Source organism: Paenibacillus sp. FSL K6-1096 (genome assembly GCF_037977055.1).
Taxonomy (GTDB): domain Bacteria; phylum Bacillota; class Bacilli; order Paenibacillales; family Paenibacillaceae; genus Paenibacillus_AQ.
The window spans coordinates 5,797,444-5,816,162 of record NZ_CP150274.1; the positions used below are offsets into that span (position 1 = coordinate 5,797,444).

At 52.8% G+C, this 18,719-nt stretch carries 18 protein-coding genes; 13 read left to right on the forward strand and 5 right to left on the reverse strand.

Annotated elements, in window-relative coordinates:
- Positions 1-40: 40 nt before the first annotated feature.
- A complete protein-coding gene (locus tag MHI24_RS25525; RefSeq protein WP_340022358.1) occupies positions 41-547 on the reverse strand; it encodes a hypothetical protein in 507 nt (168 codons plus the stop codon).
- 328 nt (positions 548-875) lie between these two features.
- Between MHI24_RS25525 and MHI24_RS25530 the strand changes: the two genes are divergently transcribed.
- Together MHI24_RS25530 and MHI24_RS25535 are read left to right on the forward strand one after the other, a co-directional pair.
- The gene (locus tag MHI24_RS25530) at positions 876-1,388 is read left to right on the forward strand and encodes a hypothetical protein (RefSeq protein ID WP_340022359.1); all 513 of its coding nucleotides are present in this window, start codon (positions 876-878) and stop codon (positions 1,386-1,388) included.
- Positions 1,389-1,448: 60 nt separating this feature from the next.
- Positions 1,449-3,725 (forward strand): copper amine oxidase N-terminal domain-containing protein, encoded by a 2,277-nt coding sequence (locus MHI24_RS25535; protein WP_340022361.1) that lies wholly within the window; start codon positions 1,449-1,451, stop codon positions 3,723-3,725.
- 65 nt (positions 3,726-3,790) lie between these two features.
- Here MHI24_RS25535 and MHI24_RS25540 read toward each other — a convergent pair whose 3' ends face one another.
- Positions 3,791-4,252, reverse strand: a complete 462-nt coding sequence (locus tag MHI24_RS25540; RefSeq protein ID WP_340022362.1) for a hypothetical protein — start codon at positions 4,250-4,252, stop codon at positions 3,791-3,793.
- A gap of 166 nt (positions 4,253-4,418) precedes the next feature.
- Here MHI24_RS25540 and MHI24_RS25545 point away from each other — a divergent pair, with 166 nt between their 5' ends.
- Positions 4,419-4,796 (forward strand): DUF423 domain-containing protein, encoded by a 378-nt coding sequence (locus MHI24_RS25545; protein WP_340022363.1) that lies wholly within the window; start codon positions 4,419-4,421, stop codon positions 4,794-4,796.
- 67 nt (positions 4,797-4,863) lie between these two features.
- Here MHI24_RS25545 and MHI24_RS25550 read toward each other — a convergent pair whose 3' ends face one another.
- Positions 4,864-5,391, reverse strand: a complete 528-nt coding sequence (locus MHI24_RS25550) for a hypothetical protein (protein WP_340022364.1) — start codon at positions 5,389-5,391, stop codon at positions 4,864-4,866.
- A 217-nt stretch (positions 5,392-5,608) separates the two neighbouring features.
- On the opposite strand from MHI24_RS25550, the gene MHI24_RS25555 reads away from it, so the two are divergent.
- Positions 5,609-5,911 (forward strand): DUF1805 domain-containing protein, encoded by a 303-nt coding sequence (locus MHI24_RS25555; protein WP_340022365.1) that lies wholly within the window; start codon positions 5,609-5,611, stop codon positions 5,909-5,911.
- Positions 5,912-6,187: 276 nt separating this feature from the next.
- Positions 6,188-6,649: a Dps family protein gene (locus MHI24_RS25560; RefSeq protein ID WP_340022366.1), complete on the forward strand. Its 462-nt coding sequence runs from the start codon at positions 6,188-6,190 to the stop codon at positions 6,647-6,649.
- A gap of 122 nt (positions 6,650-6,771) precedes the next feature.
- On the opposite strand, the gene MHI24_RS25565 is transcribed toward MHI24_RS25560, so the two are convergent.
- The gene (locus MHI24_RS25565) at positions 6,772-7,278 is read right to left on the reverse strand and encodes a MarR family transcriptional regulator (RefSeq protein ID WP_340022367.1); all 507 of its coding nucleotides are present in this window, start codon (positions 7,276-7,278) and stop codon (positions 6,772-6,774) included.
- 181 nt (positions 7,279-7,459) lie between these two features.
- Between MHI24_RS25565 and MHI24_RS25570 the strand changes: the two genes are divergently transcribed.
- The 8 genes from MHI24_RS25570 to MHI24_RS25605 all read left to right on the forward strand — a co-directional run bounded on the left by MHI24_RS25570 (position 7,460) and on the right by MHI24_RS25605 (position 18,150).
- Complete coding sequence (locus MHI24_RS25570) at positions 7,460-8,503, forward strand: nitroreductase family protein (RefSeq protein ID WP_340022369.1); 1,044 nt, start codon at positions 7,460-7,462, stop codon at positions 8,501-8,503.
- 148 nt (positions 8,504-8,651) lie between these two features.
- A complete protein-coding gene (gene sufC / locus MHI24_RS25575) occupies positions 8,652-9,434 on the forward strand; it encodes a Fe-S cluster assembly ATPase SufC (RefSeq protein WP_238653280.1) in 783 nt (260 codons plus the stop codon).
- A 26-nt stretch (positions 9,435-9,460) separates the two neighbouring features.
- Positions 9,461-10,762 (forward strand): Fe-S cluster assembly protein SufD, encoded by a 1,302-nt coding sequence (sufD, locus tag MHI24_RS25580; RefSeq protein ID WP_340022370.1) that lies wholly within the window; start codon positions 9,461-9,463, stop codon positions 10,760-10,762.
- Positions 10,759-11,985 (forward strand): cysteine desulfurase, encoded by a 1,227-nt coding sequence (locus tag MHI24_RS25585; protein WP_340022371.1) that lies wholly within the window; start codon positions 10,759-10,761, stop codon positions 11,983-11,985. Before sufD ends, MHI24_RS25585 begins: the two co-directional genes overlap by 4 nt.
- Positions 11,972-12,403 carry a Fe-S cluster assembly sulfur transfer protein SufU gene (gene sufU, locus MHI24_RS25590; RefSeq protein WP_340022372.1) on the forward strand — a complete coding sequence of 144 codons (432 nt, stop codon included), beginning with the start codon at positions 11,972-11,974 and terminating at the stop codon, positions 12,401-12,403. The genes MHI24_RS25585 and sufU overlap by 14 nt, the downstream gene beginning before the upstream one ends.
- A 25-nt stretch (positions 12,404-12,428) precedes the next feature.
- Entirely contained in the window at positions 12,429-13,826 is a 1,398-nt protein-coding gene (gene sufB, locus MHI24_RS25595; RefSeq protein ID WP_340022373.1) for a Fe-S cluster assembly protein SufB, read from the forward strand.
- Positions 13,827-14,515: 689 nt separating this feature from the next.
- Positions 14,516-16,285: an ABC transporter ATP-binding protein gene (locus MHI24_RS25600; RefSeq protein ID WP_340022375.1), complete on the forward strand. Its 1,770-nt coding sequence runs from the start codon at positions 14,516-14,518 to the stop codon at positions 16,283-16,285.
- The gene (locus MHI24_RS25605) at positions 16,282-18,150 is read left to right on the forward strand and encodes an ABC transporter ATP-binding protein (protein ID WP_340022376.1); all 1,869 of its coding nucleotides are present in this window, start codon (positions 16,282-16,284) and stop codon (positions 18,148-18,150) included. Before MHI24_RS25600 ends, MHI24_RS25605 begins: the two co-directional genes overlap by 4 nt.
- A 63-nt stretch (positions 18,151-18,213) precedes the next feature.
- Here the strand turns inward: MHI24_RS25605 and MHI24_RS25610 are convergent, their stop codons facing one another.
- A complete protein-coding gene (locus MHI24_RS25610) occupies positions 18,214-18,462 on the reverse strand; it encodes a hypothetical protein (RefSeq protein WP_340022377.1) in 249 nt (82 codons plus the stop codon).
- Between the last annotated feature and the right edge of the window lie 257 nt (positions 18,463-18,719).

The following is an 18,719-nucleotide window of genomic DNA, read 5'->3' on the forward strand; positions in this document are numbered from 1 at the left end:
TGAGAAATACAGAATAATTTTGTCTGTCCATTTCCAAATTTTACAACGAATTTAGCCTGCGCTGTCCCCGCAGCCGCCGCTCAAGCAGCACCTGAGGCTCGGGATACACCTGTCTGCTCATCGTTTCCAGCTCTTCCGGGGTAATCGCCTGCTTCACAACCGCGAAATGATACATAATCTCGTGCACCACATTGGACTGCAGCGCCTTCAGCACCTCAAGCTCCTCCGCCTCATAGAGCGAATCGTCAAAAGGATACTGATAGAACAGCTCCATCCGCAGCAGTCTGAAATCAAACGGCGGCACCGGTGCGGGATAATCCGGAATCTCCGGGCAGAGCGGGCTTCCGGACGGCTGAAAAAAGGTGCCGGTGAAATAGCGGGGGGTGTACTCGTCGAACTTTTGCCTGAACATCGGGTTGGAGGCATGAGGGAAGCTGTGCGCATAGGGTGAAAGAATGCAGACCACCGCTTTATGCGTGCTGATCCGGTGAAGCTCTGCCATCGCGGCATACAGATCGCTGATATAGGGCATGACCCGGCTGGCCATAACGAATTCGGCGGTCTGATCCGGCAGGGGAATTCCCTCGCAAATGTCGCAGACAATATCTACTCCAGGGTAGGGCTTGCAGTCGATTCCCAGATAACCTGACTCTTTGCGGGTGCCGCAGCCGATATCGATTCTCAGGGGAAATCACTCCTTTTAGCGTGCAGGATAAGGCTCTTTCACCATTGTATTAATCGGGGCGTTTCTCTGCTTACGGCTGATGCCCAGCCCGGCCAGGCAAGTTTATGCAGCCAGGCTTGTGGGGTAATCCTAATTAAAGCCGGTGCCTGCCGCCGGCTAACCGCAACCCATAGAGGAGGTAACAATCATCATGAGATCACAACGTTCGCTGCCCGCTATGACCGCGATTGCTGCACTGCTGCTCACCTTAACGGCTTGCGGAGGAAACGCCCTGCCGGAAGTGTCCGGTGAACCGTCAGCTAAGGCTTCTAATCCTCCTGTACAGACAACGGCTGCACCTGCTGCCAGTCCGGTTCTTCAGCCAAGTGCTTCGGCAGCGGAGGAGACGCAGAGCATTCAGGGCTCCGGCATTTATGTCGGTCAGATTGATAACCATTCCGTGGAGATTGAGACAGAGGAAGGGCCGACCGCCTTTGAGCTGGGGCCAGGTACGGAGAATGCACCTGATGCTCTGGAGATGGATGACCCGGTAGTCTTTGTATATACCGAACGAGCCGTGGGAGATGAACCGGGTATAACTCAGCGGATTCTGTCCAGCCTGGTCAAGGCAGATGGCCTGGATACGCCGCCCGGGGCCGGAGCACATATTTCACTCTTCAAAGGTTTTATTTCTGTAACCAGTATATGGAGAAACTTTTTCTGACCTTCATGCGTCAAAAGGATAGTGAAATGAGATTGTGTTCCTATCCGGGAGGGTGAGCTTGTGAGAAAAGTATGGATTTCGATTGTAGCAGGATTATTAATGTTCCCTGTGTTGTTTCAGGCTCCGGCCCAGGCAGCAGCCAAACCCATCAAAATTATTATTGATGGTGTGACGCTGTCCACCGACCAGCCGCCGGTCATGGTGAACGGGCGGACGATGGTGCCCCTGCGGGCCATCTTCGAGGCCTTCAACGCCGGCATCAAGTGGGATCAGAAGACACAGACAGTAACTGCTTCCCAAGGTGATACCACGATTGTGCTCAAGATTGGCTCCAAGCTGGCCACGATTAACAACAAGGCTGTTACCCTCGATGTACCGGGCCTGAATCTGAAGGGCCGGACAATGGTGCCAACCCGGTTCGTCAGCGAAGCGCTGGGCCGGGAGGTAGGCTGGAATCCGTCCGCCCAGACTGTGACCATTAAGACGCCTGTTCCGGTATTCGGCAATGCGGCTCCGGTTAATGGAGTAGCCGCCCAGGATGTCAGTGATTACGGAGACGGACGGGACCTGCAGGTCAGCTTCAACCGGGTAGCCGACGAGTCGCTGGTGGATCACTACCGCGTCCTGATTGTCAAGGCAGGCACTTCGCTGAATCTGTCATCAGCGCTTGCAGTAGGCTCCAATAATTATTCCGTTGTTCTGGCAACAGGAGCGAACCCTGTATTGAAGCTGAACGCTGCGACCCGTACGATGGACGGGGACCTGATTAAGAATAATCAGGGGTATACCGCTTATGTCATTACGGTGGGCAAGGGAAACAATAACAGCGCGTTATCCGCCCCGTCATCCCCTGTTACCCTGGTCAACAAGACCGTACCGGCCTTTGGTACGGTGCAGGCCAATGACACGAATGATTACGGGGACGGCCGGGATATCCAGGTCAGCTTCAACAAGCTGGCAGATGAGTCGAAGGTCAGCTTCTACCGGATCTTCGTAGTCAAGGCTGCGAATGCTTCCGCCTTCGACCGGGACAGAGCCATTGCGGTATCCAGCGCCAATTACACGCAGATCAGCAAGAACGGCAATAATCTGAGCCTGAATCTCTCCTCCGGCGCGCGGGATACGGATGGGGCGCTGCTCCGTCCAGGCAACAGCTACCGGGTGTTCGTGCTGGCAGTTGACAGCGGCAATGCGGCCAATAATGTATTGTCTGCTCCGTCCGCAGCGCTTACCCTGACCACAGCCGGAATCTCAAATCTGAGCGTAAGTGATGTGAATGACTATAATGACGGACGCGATCTGAAGGTCTCCTTCACACATCCGACAGACGAGAGCAACATCAGCCAGTACCGGGTCATGGTTGTTCCTGTATCCAGCTACAACAGCTTCAGCCTGAGTGATGCGAATAATGTGCCTAATGCCTACTATACGGCGGTAAGCACATCCGGCTCATCCTCAGAGCAGGTGCTCAGCGCCTCCAGCAGGGATGTGAGAGGGAACTACATTAAGAACGGATCCAGTTACCGGGTATATGTATTATCAGTTGCCAAAGGCAATAATCCGGGCGCAAATATTCTGTCTGCCGCTTCCCCGGCGGTTACCCTGCTCAACACCTCCAGCCTGAGCACTGTATCCGGCTTGAATGTAAGTGATGTGAATGATTACGGCGATGGCCGTGATCTAAGGGTATCCTTCACCCATGCCAGTGACGAAAGCTACATTAGCCAGTACCGGATTCTGGTGGTGCCGGTGAAGGAGTACAGCAGCTTCAGCTTGAATGATGCAAATAATGCGCCCCACTATACCTCCGTTGGCGTATCCGGGAACAGCACCAGTCAAGTCTTGGAGGCTTCGGCGAGAGATGTGCGCGGAGCATTGATTAAGCCGGGAACCAGCTACCGGGTGTATGTGCTGTCTGTGCGCAGCGGAAACTACCCGGGAGCGAACGCTCTGTCCGGGGGCTCGTCAGCCATCAGTCTGTCGGAGAAGCTTCCGGTTGTCTCTGTAACGAATGTGACCTACGGTACGGATAACGGCAGAATAGTCGTCCACTTCACCAAATCCGCCCGGGAGACGAATCTCTCGGAATACCGGGTATTCGTGGTTCCTTCGAGACAGAGCTTCGGCGCAGCAGAGGCACTCGATGTGAAGTCCTCCAATTACAGATCCGCTGCGCCTAACGGAAGCAACCAGACTGTAGCGGCTGCGGACCGGGATATCAACGGCAATGCCATTGTCAAAGGAACCAAATACAAATTATATGTACTCGCAGTAGCCAATAATTCAGGTGTGCAGAATGGCGGATTATCCGATTCCAGTGAAGAGTTTCAGCTATAGACACAATAAAATACAGCATATCCCGGTTCAGCGGGATATGCTGTATTTTGCTGTAACGGCGGTGCTCAGGCTGCCCCGGCATTCACCAGGACCACGGACAGCAGCAGCATGAAGAGGAGCAGGAAAATGGCGTTGATCAGGGTTCCGAGGACGGCAAAGACCTTGCGGCGCTGCCGGAAGGTTAAGCCGACAATGCCGGTTACAGCGCCTATAACATTGAGCGCTACCAGAATCAGCACAGTCACGCCCAGATACATAATTAACTCTGCTGATTCAGGGAGCAGCTTATTATTCTCACCCAAGATAGATGCAGCCTTCGCGCCTGTATATACGAAGGCTGCCACATAGCCGGCCAGTGTGAGCATAGCGATGACGAAGGAAGCGATGCCGGGGCCGGAATGCTTGTAGTCGCGCGGATTCTCTTCATATTTATACTCCGGCTCCGGGGACATGCCTTGAGCGGGATTTCCCCACCTGTCTACTGTTTGACTGTCTGTATCCGGTTTGGGGGGAGATTGATAGTCCATGGGCTGCACTCCTTAAGATAGAATGGGTTACTATTACTTCATCACAAGCAGTCTTCAAAAGCAAGCTATCCGCTAAAAATCTTCCCCGGTTCCTTCAAGCTGGCGGCAGGCTGTGCCGATACGTTAGAATAGGAGAAGCTGAAGACAAAGAAGGAGCTGTGAACCCATGCAACGAAGATTGATCGGCTGGGGAGCTGTGCTGGCGATGCTGTCCGTAGGAATCGGGGCGTTCGGCTCGCACATTCTGAAGCCTGTGATCAGTGAGGATTATCTGAAGGTGTACGAGACGGGGGTGCAGTACCATATGGCCCACGCCCTGGCGCTGGTGCTCATCGGCCTGGCCGCAGGCCAGTGGGGCGACAGCACCCGTCTGCGCTGGGCGGGAAGGCTGATCGGAGCCGGAATTCTGCTCTTCTCCGGGAGTCTGTACATTCTCAGTACCTCAGGCATCAAAATCCTTGGAGCCATCACCCCCCTTGGAGGCGTGTGTTTCCTTGCGGGCTGGATCTGCTTTGCTGCTGAAGCCTTCGCCCGCAAGCGGTGAAGAGCGGCCAGCGGCCTGACACGAAGAAACACCCGTCCGGGAGATTCGGAACGGGTGCTTCTTCGCGTTACAGAAATTCATCGATTTCATTAAGCTTGAAGGTGTATACCTGCTTCTCATCCACATGGTATACGCTTAGCGAGTTGGCGCTTTCATCGAAATTCAGAATCCGGCAGGGCATGGACACCTGCTTCCCGTGCCGGTTCGCTCTCAGGCGGACCAGCTGGTTATTCTGGATATACTGTCTGATCTTACCGAATACATCGGCCGGAGTCTCTACCGGAGCAGGCGCTGCAGGCGGCTTCTTGGCTGCCGGTTTCTCGGCTGGCTTGTCCGCCGGCTTCCTGTGTACATTCACTGCAACCGGAGCGGGTACAGGGGAGTCACTGTTCAGAGCCAGCTTGGCGGATTTCAGCAGGTGGTCGATGGTTCTGCCCAGCTCCAGGCCGGAGTTGATGTTGAAGTCAGTAACATTGCCGCTGCCGTTCAACATTTCAAGCAAATATTGCAATGCAAGCGGATTAGTACGGGCATTTATCAGGATGTCAACATTGAATAAATAGTTCCCGTCGGTGTGTTGTAATCTTTTATCCATTAATCCCCCAGCTTTATCGTTTGGCACGATTACTTAAATATTAAATTTAGTATATAAACTATACCACTAAATATGTGGAAATTATAGACCCCTCAACAGAGAAAATAAGGACTTACGGCCCGCTAAATTATCTGTGGAGTAGGACCATCGTCCACACGTGCCCGGCAGCAGAAGCATAACCTAAAATCGTGAACGCGAAAACAGGGAGGCGCTGCAAATGGTAACATTAGAGCCTGTACAGGTGGGCGGTCATATCCTGGTCGGAGTTGAGGTGAAGCTGCCCAAAACCACGCTGCTCAGTATCAGCACTGACAAGGGGTACATCATGTGCGGGGCGCTGGATGTCGGATTGCTGAACGAGACGCTGGCAGACCGTCACATTATCGCGGCAAGGGCTGTGGGCGTGCGCACGCTTGCCCAACTGCTGGCCGCGCCGCTGGAGTCGGTAACGATAGAGGCGGAGAAGCTGGGAATTGTGCCGGGAATGACCGGGGCGGATGCCCTGCTTCTCATGGTCTGAAGGAGACGGAGGAATGCCGCCTGCAGGAGCAGTCACACTCTTGGCGGGCGGCATAAATCTGTGCAGGAAAAATACATAATGCAGCATAAGGAGCGCCCGCTTGGCTCATTCTATGGAGTAAGGATGTGAAGCTGCGGTGTGCGGCAGGCGGAAGGGGCCTGTACAAGCACTCTTGTTTCGCTCTGCAGGCGAAAGGGTAAATGGAGATTAGACAACGCAAGGCCGGAGCATGAGTCAGCAGCCGGCCAAATTTATGGATAAGGAAGGGATCATCTAATGGCTAAAGCGTCAAATAAAGTGAACACTTCTTCAATCGAACAAGTACTTAACCGTCAGGTTGCGAACCTGAACGTCCTCTATGTGAAAGTGCATAATTATCACTGGTATGTGAAGGGTGAGCAGTTCTTTGCCCTGCATGTGAAGTTCGAAGAGCTGTACGATGATATTACGCTCAAAATGGACGAGGTGGCTGAGCGCCTGCTGAGCATTAAGGGCAGCCCGGCAGCGACCATGAAAGAATATCTGGAAATTGCAACGATTCAGGAAGCGACAGGCAAGGAAGACGCCCGCGGCATGGTGCAGACGCTCATCGAAGACTTCGCTACTGTTGCGGAGGAACTGACGGAAGGCATCGAGCTGGCTGAAGAGAACAGCGACCAGCCGACCGCCGACCTGTTCATCAAGATCCGCACCGATCTGGAGAAGAATCAATGGATGCTGCGCGCATTCCTGGGCTGATTGGCGGGTAAACGTTCAGAAGGAAGAAGATGAAGGGGCTGTCCCAAAAGTGACAGCCCCTTCATTGCGGGAACGGAAAACAGCATCTATTCCAGCATAAAGAGCTACCCCAAGCAGCCATTTCATGGCTTTTGGGGCAGCTCCTTTATTTTTTTGGGACTATGATCAATCATCGTCTGTATAAATTTCAGCGAAGCCTGCAGCTCCGGCTCTGTGAAGGGGGTCATGGTCTCAAGGAATTTCTGCTCAAGGTGCTCATGCATTCTGGCGTGGATGTCAAAGAGCTGTCTGCCTTTGGGGGCAAGGCTGAAGTACACCTCTTTCTTGTTATCGTTCATCCGGCTTCGCTTGATGCAGCCATCCTGAAGAAGCTTGGTGCTGATTTTGGTGATGCTCGCCTTGGACAGCTTCATCTTGTCTGCGATTGCAGTACTGTTAATCGGTTCGTTATTGCCGATACAATCGAGGACATGAATGCTGGTTAGACTGATTGACGAGAACGTAATCCCATACTCCTCCAGAAGTTCTGCAATAGCATTCTCCTCAGCGGCAAAAAACTCTTCAGATAAATGGGATAAATGGATAAAACGTTCATACAGCAGGCGCTTGAGTCCTTCGGCTGGATACATGGGGCGGAGCCACTCCTTTTGTATTTGTTAAGTCTATTCTAAACAATTATTGTTCATTAGTAAACTAAAAATTATTAATATTAAATATTGTAATGATGGATTGACATCCTCCATTTTTGAAAATATAGTTTACTGGTAAATCATTTTATGAATACCAGACTATATTCGGGGAGGAATGAGAGTGGAGAATGTGTCCGGAACCATAAGAGAACGGCGGACGGTTAGGAGATTCAGCGATATGCCGGTTGAGCAGGAGGTTATTGTATCTTTACTGAAGGAAGCCGCCGGTCTATACGAGGCCGAGGGAACTCCTCTCTGGCGCTGTATTTATGCCGGTACCCCCGAGTCCCGGGATGAACTGGCAGAAGGTATGATGGCAAAGGTAAAGGGAAGCAATCTCGCCAAGCTCCTTCCTGCCAAAATGACCGATCTTCTGAAAAAGCAAATCATAAATACACCGGCCCACCTGATCTTTATTGCTGAAGCAGGTGAAACGGAGCGCCAGCAGGATATCAATTATGCCGCAGTATGCAGCATCATGCAGGGTGTCCAGCTTTTGGGCTGGGAGCAAGGGCTCGGTATGTTGTGGTACACTGATCCAATGATGCATAGCGAACTTTTTTATCAGAAAATTGGTTTGCGGGAAAAAGAAAGGTTCGCCGGAATTCTGGAAATCGGCTACTTTGACAAAATACCGAAGGCGCGGAAAAGAACGCCGGCTGAGCGGAATTGGACTACAATCGGTGAAGGGGGAAGCTTGCCTGCGGATTCCGCTCGGCCTACTCCACAAAGCGTGCTGAAGCTGCTGAACGAAGCGGTCTGGGCACCAAATGACGGCATGCGGGAACCGTGGCGGTTCATCTACGTAACCGGCAGCGAGGCTGTCCGTCAACTCGGCTCCGCAGAGAACGCTGTGCTGCCGCTCCTGCTGGTTGTAGCCAAAGAAGAAGCCGATCCTCATAAGCAGCAGGAGGACTACGCCGCAGTCTGTTGTCTCATTCAGAATTTCCAGCTGCTGGCCAAATCTGGGCCGTGGCAGGTACGCCGCCACATTCCGGAATGGGTGTATGAACGGGAACGGTGTAAGGCACTGGGGCTTCGTCCGCTGGAACGGATCGTTGCGGTGCTGGAATTGGGCGGGGACTCAAGCAGGTCTGAATCCGGATCTTTGCCTCCGGCAGTAAGAATAGAGCTGAATACATTTGTAAAAACCGGCCCTTTGTAATAAAATTAGTGAGAATCATTGATAATCATCTTGAATGAATTTATAATAATTATAATGTGATAGAAAATCTAATTGCTTGTAGCCAGGTTATCCTGTGACAATACAACTTTCTGATTTCGCAAATCGATCAATGGAGGGAATAATAATTATGGCAGCAGAATTTGTCATTGAGGGACTGAAAGCGACGATTGAAGGAAAGGAAATCCTGAAGGGTATTAACCTTCAAATGAAGGGCGGGGAGATTCATGCCATCATGGGACCGAACGGTACCGGTAAAAGTACGCTGGCTTCAGCCCTGATGGGTCACCCGAAGTATGAGGTCACAGAGGGCACAGCCCTGCTGGAAGGCGAAGACCTGCTGGAGATGGCGGTGGACGAACGAGCCCGCGCCGGATTGTTCCTGGCCATGCAGTATCCAAGTGAGATCAGCGGTGTGACCAACTCCGACTTCATGCGCAGCGCGATTAACTCCCGCCGTGAAGAAGGCAGCGAGATCTCCTTGATCCGCTTCATCCGCCTGATGGAAGCGAAAATGAAGGAACTGGATATGAACCCTGAATTTCTGCACCGCTACCTGAACGAAGGCTTCTCCGGCGGTGAGAAGAAGCGCAATGAGATTCTACAGATGATGATGCTGGACCCTAAGATTGTCATTCTTGATGAAATCGACTCCGGTCTGGATATTGACGCACTCAAAATTGTGGCCGACGGTGTGAACTCCATGCGCAGTCCCGAACGCGGATTCCTGGTCATCACCCACTATCAGCGGCTGCTTAACTATATCAAGCCTGATTATGTCCATGTCATGATGCAGGGACGGATTGTGAAATCCGGCGGTCCTGAGCTGGCACAGCGTCTGGAAGCAGACGGCTATGAATGGATCAAGGAAGAACTCGGAATTGAAGACGAGACGGTAGGACAAGAAGCTTAAGAAGCGCTGGAAGGAGGAAACCACTTATGACGACGCAAACCATACTGCCTGTAGATGCCCAGAAGCTTAGCGGGCTATCGCAGCGCAGCGGCGAACCGGATTGGCTGAAGGACAGCCGGCTGAAGGCTCTTGAGCTGGCAGCGGATCTGCCGCTGCCGAAGGTAGAGAAGACACGGATCGACCGCTGGAATATCAACAATTACGGTGAATACAAGACGGGCGGAGCATGGGCGTCCCTGAACGAAGCGCCTGCTTCGGTTGCCGGGCTGATCAAGGACCAGGAGCAAGGCAGCCTGATCATTCAACAGAACTCTGGGGCGGTATACACCTCTCTGGCTCCAGGACTGGCAGAGCAGGGTGTGATCTTCACTGACCTGCAGACTGCAGCCCGTGAGCACGGAGACCTGGTGCAGCGTTATCTGCATAAGGCGGTACTGCCTGAAGAGCATTCCATCGCTGCACTCCATGCCGCTCTATGGAACGGCGGGGTCTTCCTCTATGTACCGAAGAACGTGGTCATTGAGACTCCAGTGCAGGCGGTATTGCTTACTGACGATGCCGAAGCTGCATTTGTTCCGCATATCCTGATCGTAGCCGATGCTAACAGCTCGGTAACCTACGTAGATAACTATGTTTCAGACAAAACCGAAGCGGGTCTGCATAACGGCGCTGTGGAAGTCTTCGTAGGCGCAGGCGCTGCTGTGCGTTATGCCACTGTGCATCAGCTGGGTGAAGATACGACGGATATTACCTACCGCCGGGCTGTTGTCGAGAATGACGGCAGCATTGAATGGATCATCGGCGAGATGAACTATGGCGATACGGCCAGCGATACCAAGTCTGTGCTGAAGGGCAACGGAGCAAGCTCGGATGCCAAGGTTATCGCCGTAGGCTCCGGTGCGCAGAAGCTGAGCTATACGACCCAAGCCCAGCATTTCGGGCGCAATACCCCTAGTGACATGATTACCCGTGCTGTGATGCGGGATTCGGCCACTTCGATTATCAACGGGATTACCAAGATTGAGAAGGGTGCCACCAGAGCAGACGGGCAGCAGACGGAGAAGGTGCTGATGCTGAGTCCCAAAGCCCGCGGCGACGCCAACCCGATCCTCCTGATTGATGAAGACGATGTAACTGCAGGCCATGCCGCTTCCGTAGGACAGGTCAATTATGAACAGGTCTATTACCTGATGTCCCGTGGATTGACACGGCATGAAGCAGAAACACTGATCATATACGGCTTCCTTGCGCCTGTTGTGTCGCAAATTCCACTGGAGGGACTGCGCAATCAGCTCCAATCTCTTGTGGAAAGGAAGTTAGGCCAATGATTAGCAGCCTGATCCGGGAGCAGTTTCCCATCCTGAACCAGAAGATTAACGGCCATCCGTTGGTCTATCTGGACAGTGCGGCAACCTCGCAGAAGCCGCGCCAGGTCATTGAGGCGGTCAAATCCTATTATGAATGGGATAATTCCAACGTGCACCGCGGGGTTCACACCCTGGGCAGCCGGGCAACCGATGCTTATGAAGGGGCCCGCGAGAAGCTGAAGAACTTCATTAATGCCCGCAGCACCAAGGAGATTATCTTCACCCGCGGTACAACCACCGCGCTTAATATTGTAGCTTCCTCCTATGGACCTTCCGTTCTGAAGGAAGGGGATGAGATTGTGATCACCCAGATGGAGCATCACAGTAATTTCATTCCCTGGCAGCAGCTGGCCAAGAGAACCGGGGCCACCCTGAAGTTCCTGCCGCTGCAGAAGGATGGAACAATCACGCTGGAGGATGCCGAGCAGACGATTACGGATCAGACCAAGATTGTAGCCATAGCATATGTATCCAATGTGATGGGCGTTACCCACCCTGTTAAAGAGCTTGCGGCTATTGCCCACCGCCACGGCGCAGTAATCGTCGTGGACGGGGCGCAGAGCACGCCGCATCTGAAGGTGGATGTGCAGGATCTGGACTGCGATTTCTATGCTTTATCCGGCCATAAAATGCTTGCGCCAACGGGAATCGGCGCTCTATACGGCAAGAAGGCGCTGCTGGAAGCCATGGAGCCTGTCGAGTTCGGCGGCGAGATGATCGATGATGTCGGGCTGTACGAGTCCACCTGGAAGGAGCTGCCCTGGAGGTTTGAAGGCGGAACACCGATTATTGCCGGTGCTGTTGGCTTAGGGGCAGCGATTGATTTCCTGCAGGAGGTGGGGATGGATGAAATACACCGCCACGAAATACAGCTTGCCGCCTACGCGGAGCAGGTGCTGTCAGAGATCAGCGACTTGACGATTTACGGCCCGCGCAACCGTCAGGTAGGCGTAGTCACCTTCAATCTGGGTGATGTCCATCCGCATGACGTAGCGACTGTGCTGGATGCGGAGGGCGTGGCTGTCCGGGCCGGACATCACTGCTGCCAGCCGCTCATGCGCTGGCTTGAGGTCAGCTCTACCGCGCGGGCGAGCTTCTATCTGTACAATACGGAGCAGGATGTAGATGCGCTGGCTAAGGCCTTAATGAAGGCAAAGGAGTATTTCAGTTATGAACTTGGATGACTTATACCGTCGCGTCATTATGGATCATTACAAGAATCCCCGGAACCGCGGTTCCTTTGAAGATGAGGCTCTGAAGATTGAGCTGAACAACCCGACCTGCGGCGACCGCATTACGCTTCAGCTGAAGGTTGAGGAGGGTATTGTCAAGGACGCCCGCTTCAGCGGCGAAGGCTGTTCGATCAGCATGTCATCAGCTTCGATGATGACCGAGGCAGTCAAGGGCCAGACCGTAGCCCGTGCGCTGGAGATGGCCGACAGCTTCTCCTCGCTGATGAAGGGGGAAGAGGCAGACTTCGGAGATTATGAGGATATCGAGGCACTGTCCGGTGTGAATAAATTCCCTGCGCGGATCAAATGTGCCACATTGGCCTGGAACGCGCTTCGCAAAGGCATAGATACGGAAGAAGCACATCAATAACATTACAAACAAGGAGGCTGACACCATGGCTAAGAAAGCACCTGATATGGAGGAATACCAGTACGGATTCCGTGACGAGCACAAGTCGATATTTCAGTCTGGTAAAGGACTCACGGAAGAGATTGTCCGGGAAATCTCCGCAATCAAGAACGAGCCGGACTGGATGCTGGAATTCCGCCTGAAGTCCCTGGAGCAGTTCCGCAAGATGCCGATGCCTAAGTGGGGCGGCAATCTGGATGATCTGGACTTCGATGACATTCAATATTATGTAAGACCTTCGGAGAAGCAGGGCAAGACCTGGGAGGAGGTTCCCTCCGAGATCAAGGAGACCTTCGATAAGCTGGGGATTCCGGAAGCCGAGCAGAAATTCCTGGCCGGTGTCTCTGCACAGTATGAATCCGAGGTCGTCTATCACAGCATGCAGAAGAACCTGGAAGAGCAGGGTGTTATTTTCACAGATACCGATTCGGCACTGCGTGATCATCCCGAGCTGTTCAAGAAGTTCTTCGGCACGATCATTCCGCCTGCTGACAACAAGTTCGCTGCACTGAACAGTGCTGTATGGTCCGGGGGCAGCTTCATCTATGTGCCGAAGGGCGTTAAGTGTGAAGTGCCGCTGCAGGCTTACTTCCGGATCAATTCCGAGAATATGGGACAGTTCGAGCGTACCCTGATTCTGGCGGACGAAGACAGCTTCGTGCATTATGTGGAAGGCTGTACCGCACCGATCTACAGCACCAACTCGCTGCACAGCGCTGTGGTTGAGATTCTCTGCATGAAGAATGCCCGTGTCCGTTACACCACGATTCAGAACTGGGCCCCGAATATCTACAACCTGGTTACAAAACGTGCGGTGGCTGAAGAGAATGCAACGATGGAATGGGTAGACGGCAACATCGGCTCCAAGCTGACGATGAAATATCCGGCTGTAGTGCTGAAAGGCCGCGGAGCCAAAGGCTCTGTATTATCGATTGCTGTAGCAGGCAAGGACCAGCATCAGGATGCAGGGGCCAAGATGATCCATCTGGCACCGGATACCACCTCCACGATTGTATCCAAGTCGATCAGTAAGCATGGCGGCAAGGTAACATACCGCGGACTCGCTTCCTTTGGCCGTAAGGCAGAAGGCGCTAAGTCCAATATCAAATGCGATACGCTCATTCTGGATAACGAGTCCACCTCGGACACGATTCCATACAATGAGATCATGAACGATAACATTGTGCTGGAGCATGAGGCTACCGTCTCCAAGGTCTCTGAGGAGCAGCTGTTCTACCTCATGAGCCGCGGCCTTTCCGAAGCCGATGCCACCCAGATGATCATCATGGGCTTCATTGAGCCATTCACCAAAGAGCTGCCGATGGAATATGCGGTAGAAATGAATAGATTGATCAAGTTCGAGATGGAAGGCAGTATCGGGTAATCCGGAGCGGAGCCTCATCCATCTAAATAGGCAACATTCAATACGTGTCCCTGAATCTTTACGGCCTTAGGCCGAAGATTTAGGGGCACGTTTTTTGGTATGTGGACTCAAAAGCGCTTATTGCTCCAAAAAAGCTGATATTGGTGCTGAAACGGACTGAGATTCCGTTATCTTGATTTTCCGGGGCCTGAAACAGGCGTGTTCAGTGTAATAAAGGAATCTGAGTCCAGTTGGCGGGCAGATACTCCTGATTTTCCGGAATAGCGGAATTTCAGTCCACCACTTCATGCTGACAGAGACCATTCTCCCAAGAAAAATACATAAAATTCCTATTAACAGACTGCCTAAAAGCTAATTCTCACCCTTGAATCTTGCTATATCTTAATTGAACAGGATTTGCGAGGAAATCGCAGCAATTGAAACGACGGGCATCCTTTTGTTCCCGCTTAAGCCGTGTTTTTTCCGAAAAAACAGGGAAAACGGAGGTTTCTCCCCTTTGCCGCATTAAATTAGGGATGATAAACTGCTTAAAGTCCCTAAATTGGAAGCGCTAAAAAATGAGAGTTCACGTGTTAATAGCTGCTGCCAGGGGGACTCAGTTTATGCTTACGAAGCAAGCTTTACTTCGTAAAGCCAAGTTTATGCTTACGAAGCGAGCTTTACTTCGTAAAGCTTTAAGGAGGAGAGATATGGATGTTCTCAGGCAACTGCGGGGCTTTTATCGGGAGAAGCTGCATTATTTAATTCTGTCGATTATCTGTTTGGCGGCCGCAACTGCAGTGGGGCTTATTACCCCCAATTTGTTAAGGAAATTGATTGATGACGTTATTGTTCCCCTAAAGTTTGCTGAGGTGCCCGTACTCGCTCTTAGTGTGCTTGCTGTTATTTTTGTCAAAGCGTGTCTGCAGTTTGCCCATGGCTTCTTCGGCGGGCGGCTGGGGAATTTCCTGGCTTACCGGCTGCGCAATGCCTGTTATGAGAAGCTGCAATTTCTGTCCTTCCGGTATTATGATACCGCGAAGACAGGCGACCTGATGTCCCGGCTGACCGGGGACCTGGAAGCGATCCGGATGTTCATCGGCTTCGGCTTCGCCCAATTGCTGAATGTATTTTTCATGGTGATGTTCGGCTCCATTATGATGTTTACTATCAACTGGAAGCTGACATTGGTTACGCTGATTACGATGCCGTTTCTGGCGATGGTTGCCTTTAAGTTTGAATCCAAGATTCATCCGGCCTTTCAGGAGATGCGCCTGGCGTTAAGTTCCCTGACAACGGCTGTACAGGAGAATGTCACCGGGGTGAGAACGGTCAAATCGTTTGCCAGAGAAGGCTACGAGGTTGAGAAATTCTCACACCGTAATGAACGTTATAAGGATAACCAGATTTTTGCGGCTGAGCTGTGGAGCAAGTTCTTCCCGGTCATGGAGCTGCTGGCTTCGGTCAGTGTTGCAATATTGCTCGGGGTCGGCGGTACGCTGGTCATTAACAAGCAGATGTCGCTGGGCGAGCTCGTTGCCTTCTTCAGCCTGATCTGGTACATCATCGGTCCGGTATGGGGGCTCGGGTTCCATATCAACAACTATACCCAGTCCAAGGCCTCGGGTGAGCGTGTACTGGAGGTGCTGAATCAGCCGATCGATGTGAAGGATAAAGAAGGTGCAAAAGAGCTTGTGCCGACTGATGTGAAGGGCGAGGTTGAATTCGACCATGTGACCTTTGCATACGGGAATAAAATGCCGGCGGTCAAGGATATTCACTTCCATGCCGCGCCGGGTGCGGTTATCGGCTTCCTTGGGGGAACCGGGTCCGGCAAATCTACTATCACCCAGCTGATGATGCGGGCCTATGATGTGAACCAGGGGAGCATCAAGCTCGATGGCGTGGACATCCGCGAGTTCCAGGTCCGCAGTCTGCGCTCACAGATCTCGACGGTATTCCAGGAGACGTTCCTGTTCTCCTCCTCCATCCGCAACAATATCTCCTATGGGCTCAAAAATGTCAGCATGGACGAGATTATCCGTGCCGCCGAGCTGGCGAAGGCCCATGACTTCATAATGGAGATGCCTGAAGGCTATGACACGGTGGTCGGGGAGCGCGGCATGGGTCTCTCCGGCGGCCAGAAGCAGCGGATCGCGATTGCCCGGGCGCTGCTGAAGAATCCGCGGATTCTTATTCTGGATGATGCCACCAGTGCGGTGGATATGGAGACCGAGCATGAGATTCAGGCCGGATTCCAGGAGGTTATGCGCGGGCGGACGACGCTGATTATTGCCCACCGGATCTCCTCCCTGCGCCATGCCGACCAGATCATCGTAATGAATGAAGGCAAGATGGTCCAGCAGGGCACCCATCAGGAATTGATTGAGGTTCCCGGACCTTACCAGGATGTGTACCGGATTCAGTACGCCGACTATCTGTCCAGGGTAAATGACCGAGAGGCAGGTGATCCGGCATGAGTCTTGAGACCTCCAAGCAGACCGCTAACGGTGCAGCAGGAGCTAAGAACGGCAAGGCAGAAGAGCAGACGCTGGAAGAACGCTTCATCTATAAGGATGATGATGTAATTGATAAGGCTTTTGACTGGAAGCAGTTCATCCGCCTGTTCAGTTATATGAAGCCTTATGCGAAGCAGATGCTGCCGCTGGTCTCGGTTATGATGATTCTGGGGACGATTACCAAGCTTACGGTTCCGTTCCTGACCAGTATGGCAATCGACAAAGCGATAGCTCCCAAAGAGGGGAATCCCAGCCTGACCCTGCTCTACACGTTGACGGCCTGTGTCATTATCCTGTATCTGATTCAATGGATCGCCGGTGTGTACCGGATTAAATACACGAATGTGATCGGGCAGCGGGTTATCTATGATCTGCGCTCAGACCTGTTCCGGCATATCCAGAAGCTGTCCTTCAACTTCTTCGATAAACGACCTGCCGGATCGGTGCTGGTCCGGGTGACCAATGATATTAACTCGCTGCAGGACCTGTTCACCAACGGGGTGGTCAATCTGATGATTGACTGCGTACAGCTCTTCGGGATTATGATTATTCTGCTGCTGATTAACTGGAAGCTGGGGCTTGCGGTGATGGTTACCGTGCCGATTATGTTCCTGATCTCCACCAAGCTGCGGCAGAGAATTCGTATCGCCTGGCAGGATGTGCGGATGAAGAATTCGCGGATTAACTCCCATCTGAACGAGTCGATTCAGGGAATTCGGGTCACGCAGGCCTACACCCAGGAAGAAGAGAATATGCAGTATTTCAATGCAATGAACATGGACAGCCGCAAAGCGTGGAACAAGGCGTCGGCGATGAACCAGGCGTTCGGTCCAATCATTGAAGTTACCGGCGGGTTCGGGACGATGATCCTGTTCTGGTTCGGGGCTTATCTGATCCAGTCCGGTGAGCTGACGGTCGGCTTCCTGGTCGCCTTCAGCAGCTATGTCAGCAACTTCTGGGACCCGATCAACCGGCTGGGACAAATGTACAACCAGCTGCTGGTGGCAATGGCTTCCTCCGAGCGGATCTTCGAATATCTTGACGAGCAGCCTGCCGTACAGGATAAGCCGGGGGCAACGCCGCTGGCCAAGATCAAGGGAGACATTCACTTCAATAATGTAGTGTTCGAATATGAGAAGGGCCGCGCTGCATTGAAGGGCATCAATCTGGATGTTAAGGCAGGCCAATCCATAGCTCTCGTAGGGCATACCGGCTCCGGCAAAAGCACCATCATCAATCTGATCGGCCGGTTCTATGATATCAAGAGCGGCCAGATTACGATTGACGGCCGGGATATCCGCGATGTTACGCTGCAGAGCCTGCGCGAGCAGATCGGGATTGTGCTTCAGGATACGTTCATCTTCTCGGGAACGATCCGCGATAATATCCGCTTCGGACGGCTGGATGCCACCGACGAGCAGATTGAAGCAGCGGCCAAGGCGGTGGACGCTCATGAATTCATCATGAAGCTGCCCCGCGGCTATGATACCGAGGTAGAGGAACGCGGCAGTGCGCTGTCGATGGGACAGCGGCAGCTGCTCTCCTTCGCCCGGGCGCTGCTGGCCGATCCGCGGATTCTGATTCTGGATGAGGCGACGGCCAGCATTGATACGGAGACGGAGATTAAGATCCAGGAGGCGCTGAAGCTGCTGCTTCAGGGCCGGACCTCCTTCATCGTAGCCCACCGCCTCTCTACGATCCGCCATGCGGATAAGATTGTGGTGCTGGATCACGGCGAGATCAAGGAAGAAGGCAACCATGCCGAGCTGACGAAGCATGACGGCATCTATAACGGCTTAATTGAAGCGCAGTTCCGCTTCCTGTAAGCAGCCTAAGCAGCAGCCCGTCCCGGATAAGGGAGGGCTGCTGCTTTTTTGCTGTCTGCATGGCTACCGCCGTTTCCTGCCGGGCTTTCCGCTGACCCGAACCTCCAGCAGCTGCGCGCTGATCTCCTGCTGCCAGACTTCGTCCTGCGTATCTGCTGCCAGCAGCCCTTCCATATGCAGCCTCGCCATCTCCCAGCAATAGACGGTGTTGACATGCAGGCAGTACTGAAGCTCATCCTGCTCTGCCGCCGCCAGCGGGCGTTTCAGACTAAGGGTGTACAGCTCAGCCAGGCGCTGATGAACCGCAAGCATACCATCCCTCCTCAGGTAGTATTGTGGGAGCAGGCATCACAGGCGCTGTCCGCACGGAATATCTGTTATCAGCGTAGCCCTGCCGCCGGGATTTCAAACCGGATAGCGGAGGAGTTCTATTTTTTCGGACAAAGGGGCTTGAAATCGCTTTTATTTGTGCTACAATAACAGTAATACAGGATTGTGACCGGTAACGCGGGCAATGCCTAAGCTGATTCGAGTATCATTTTATGAATGATATTGGAATTAACTTAGGC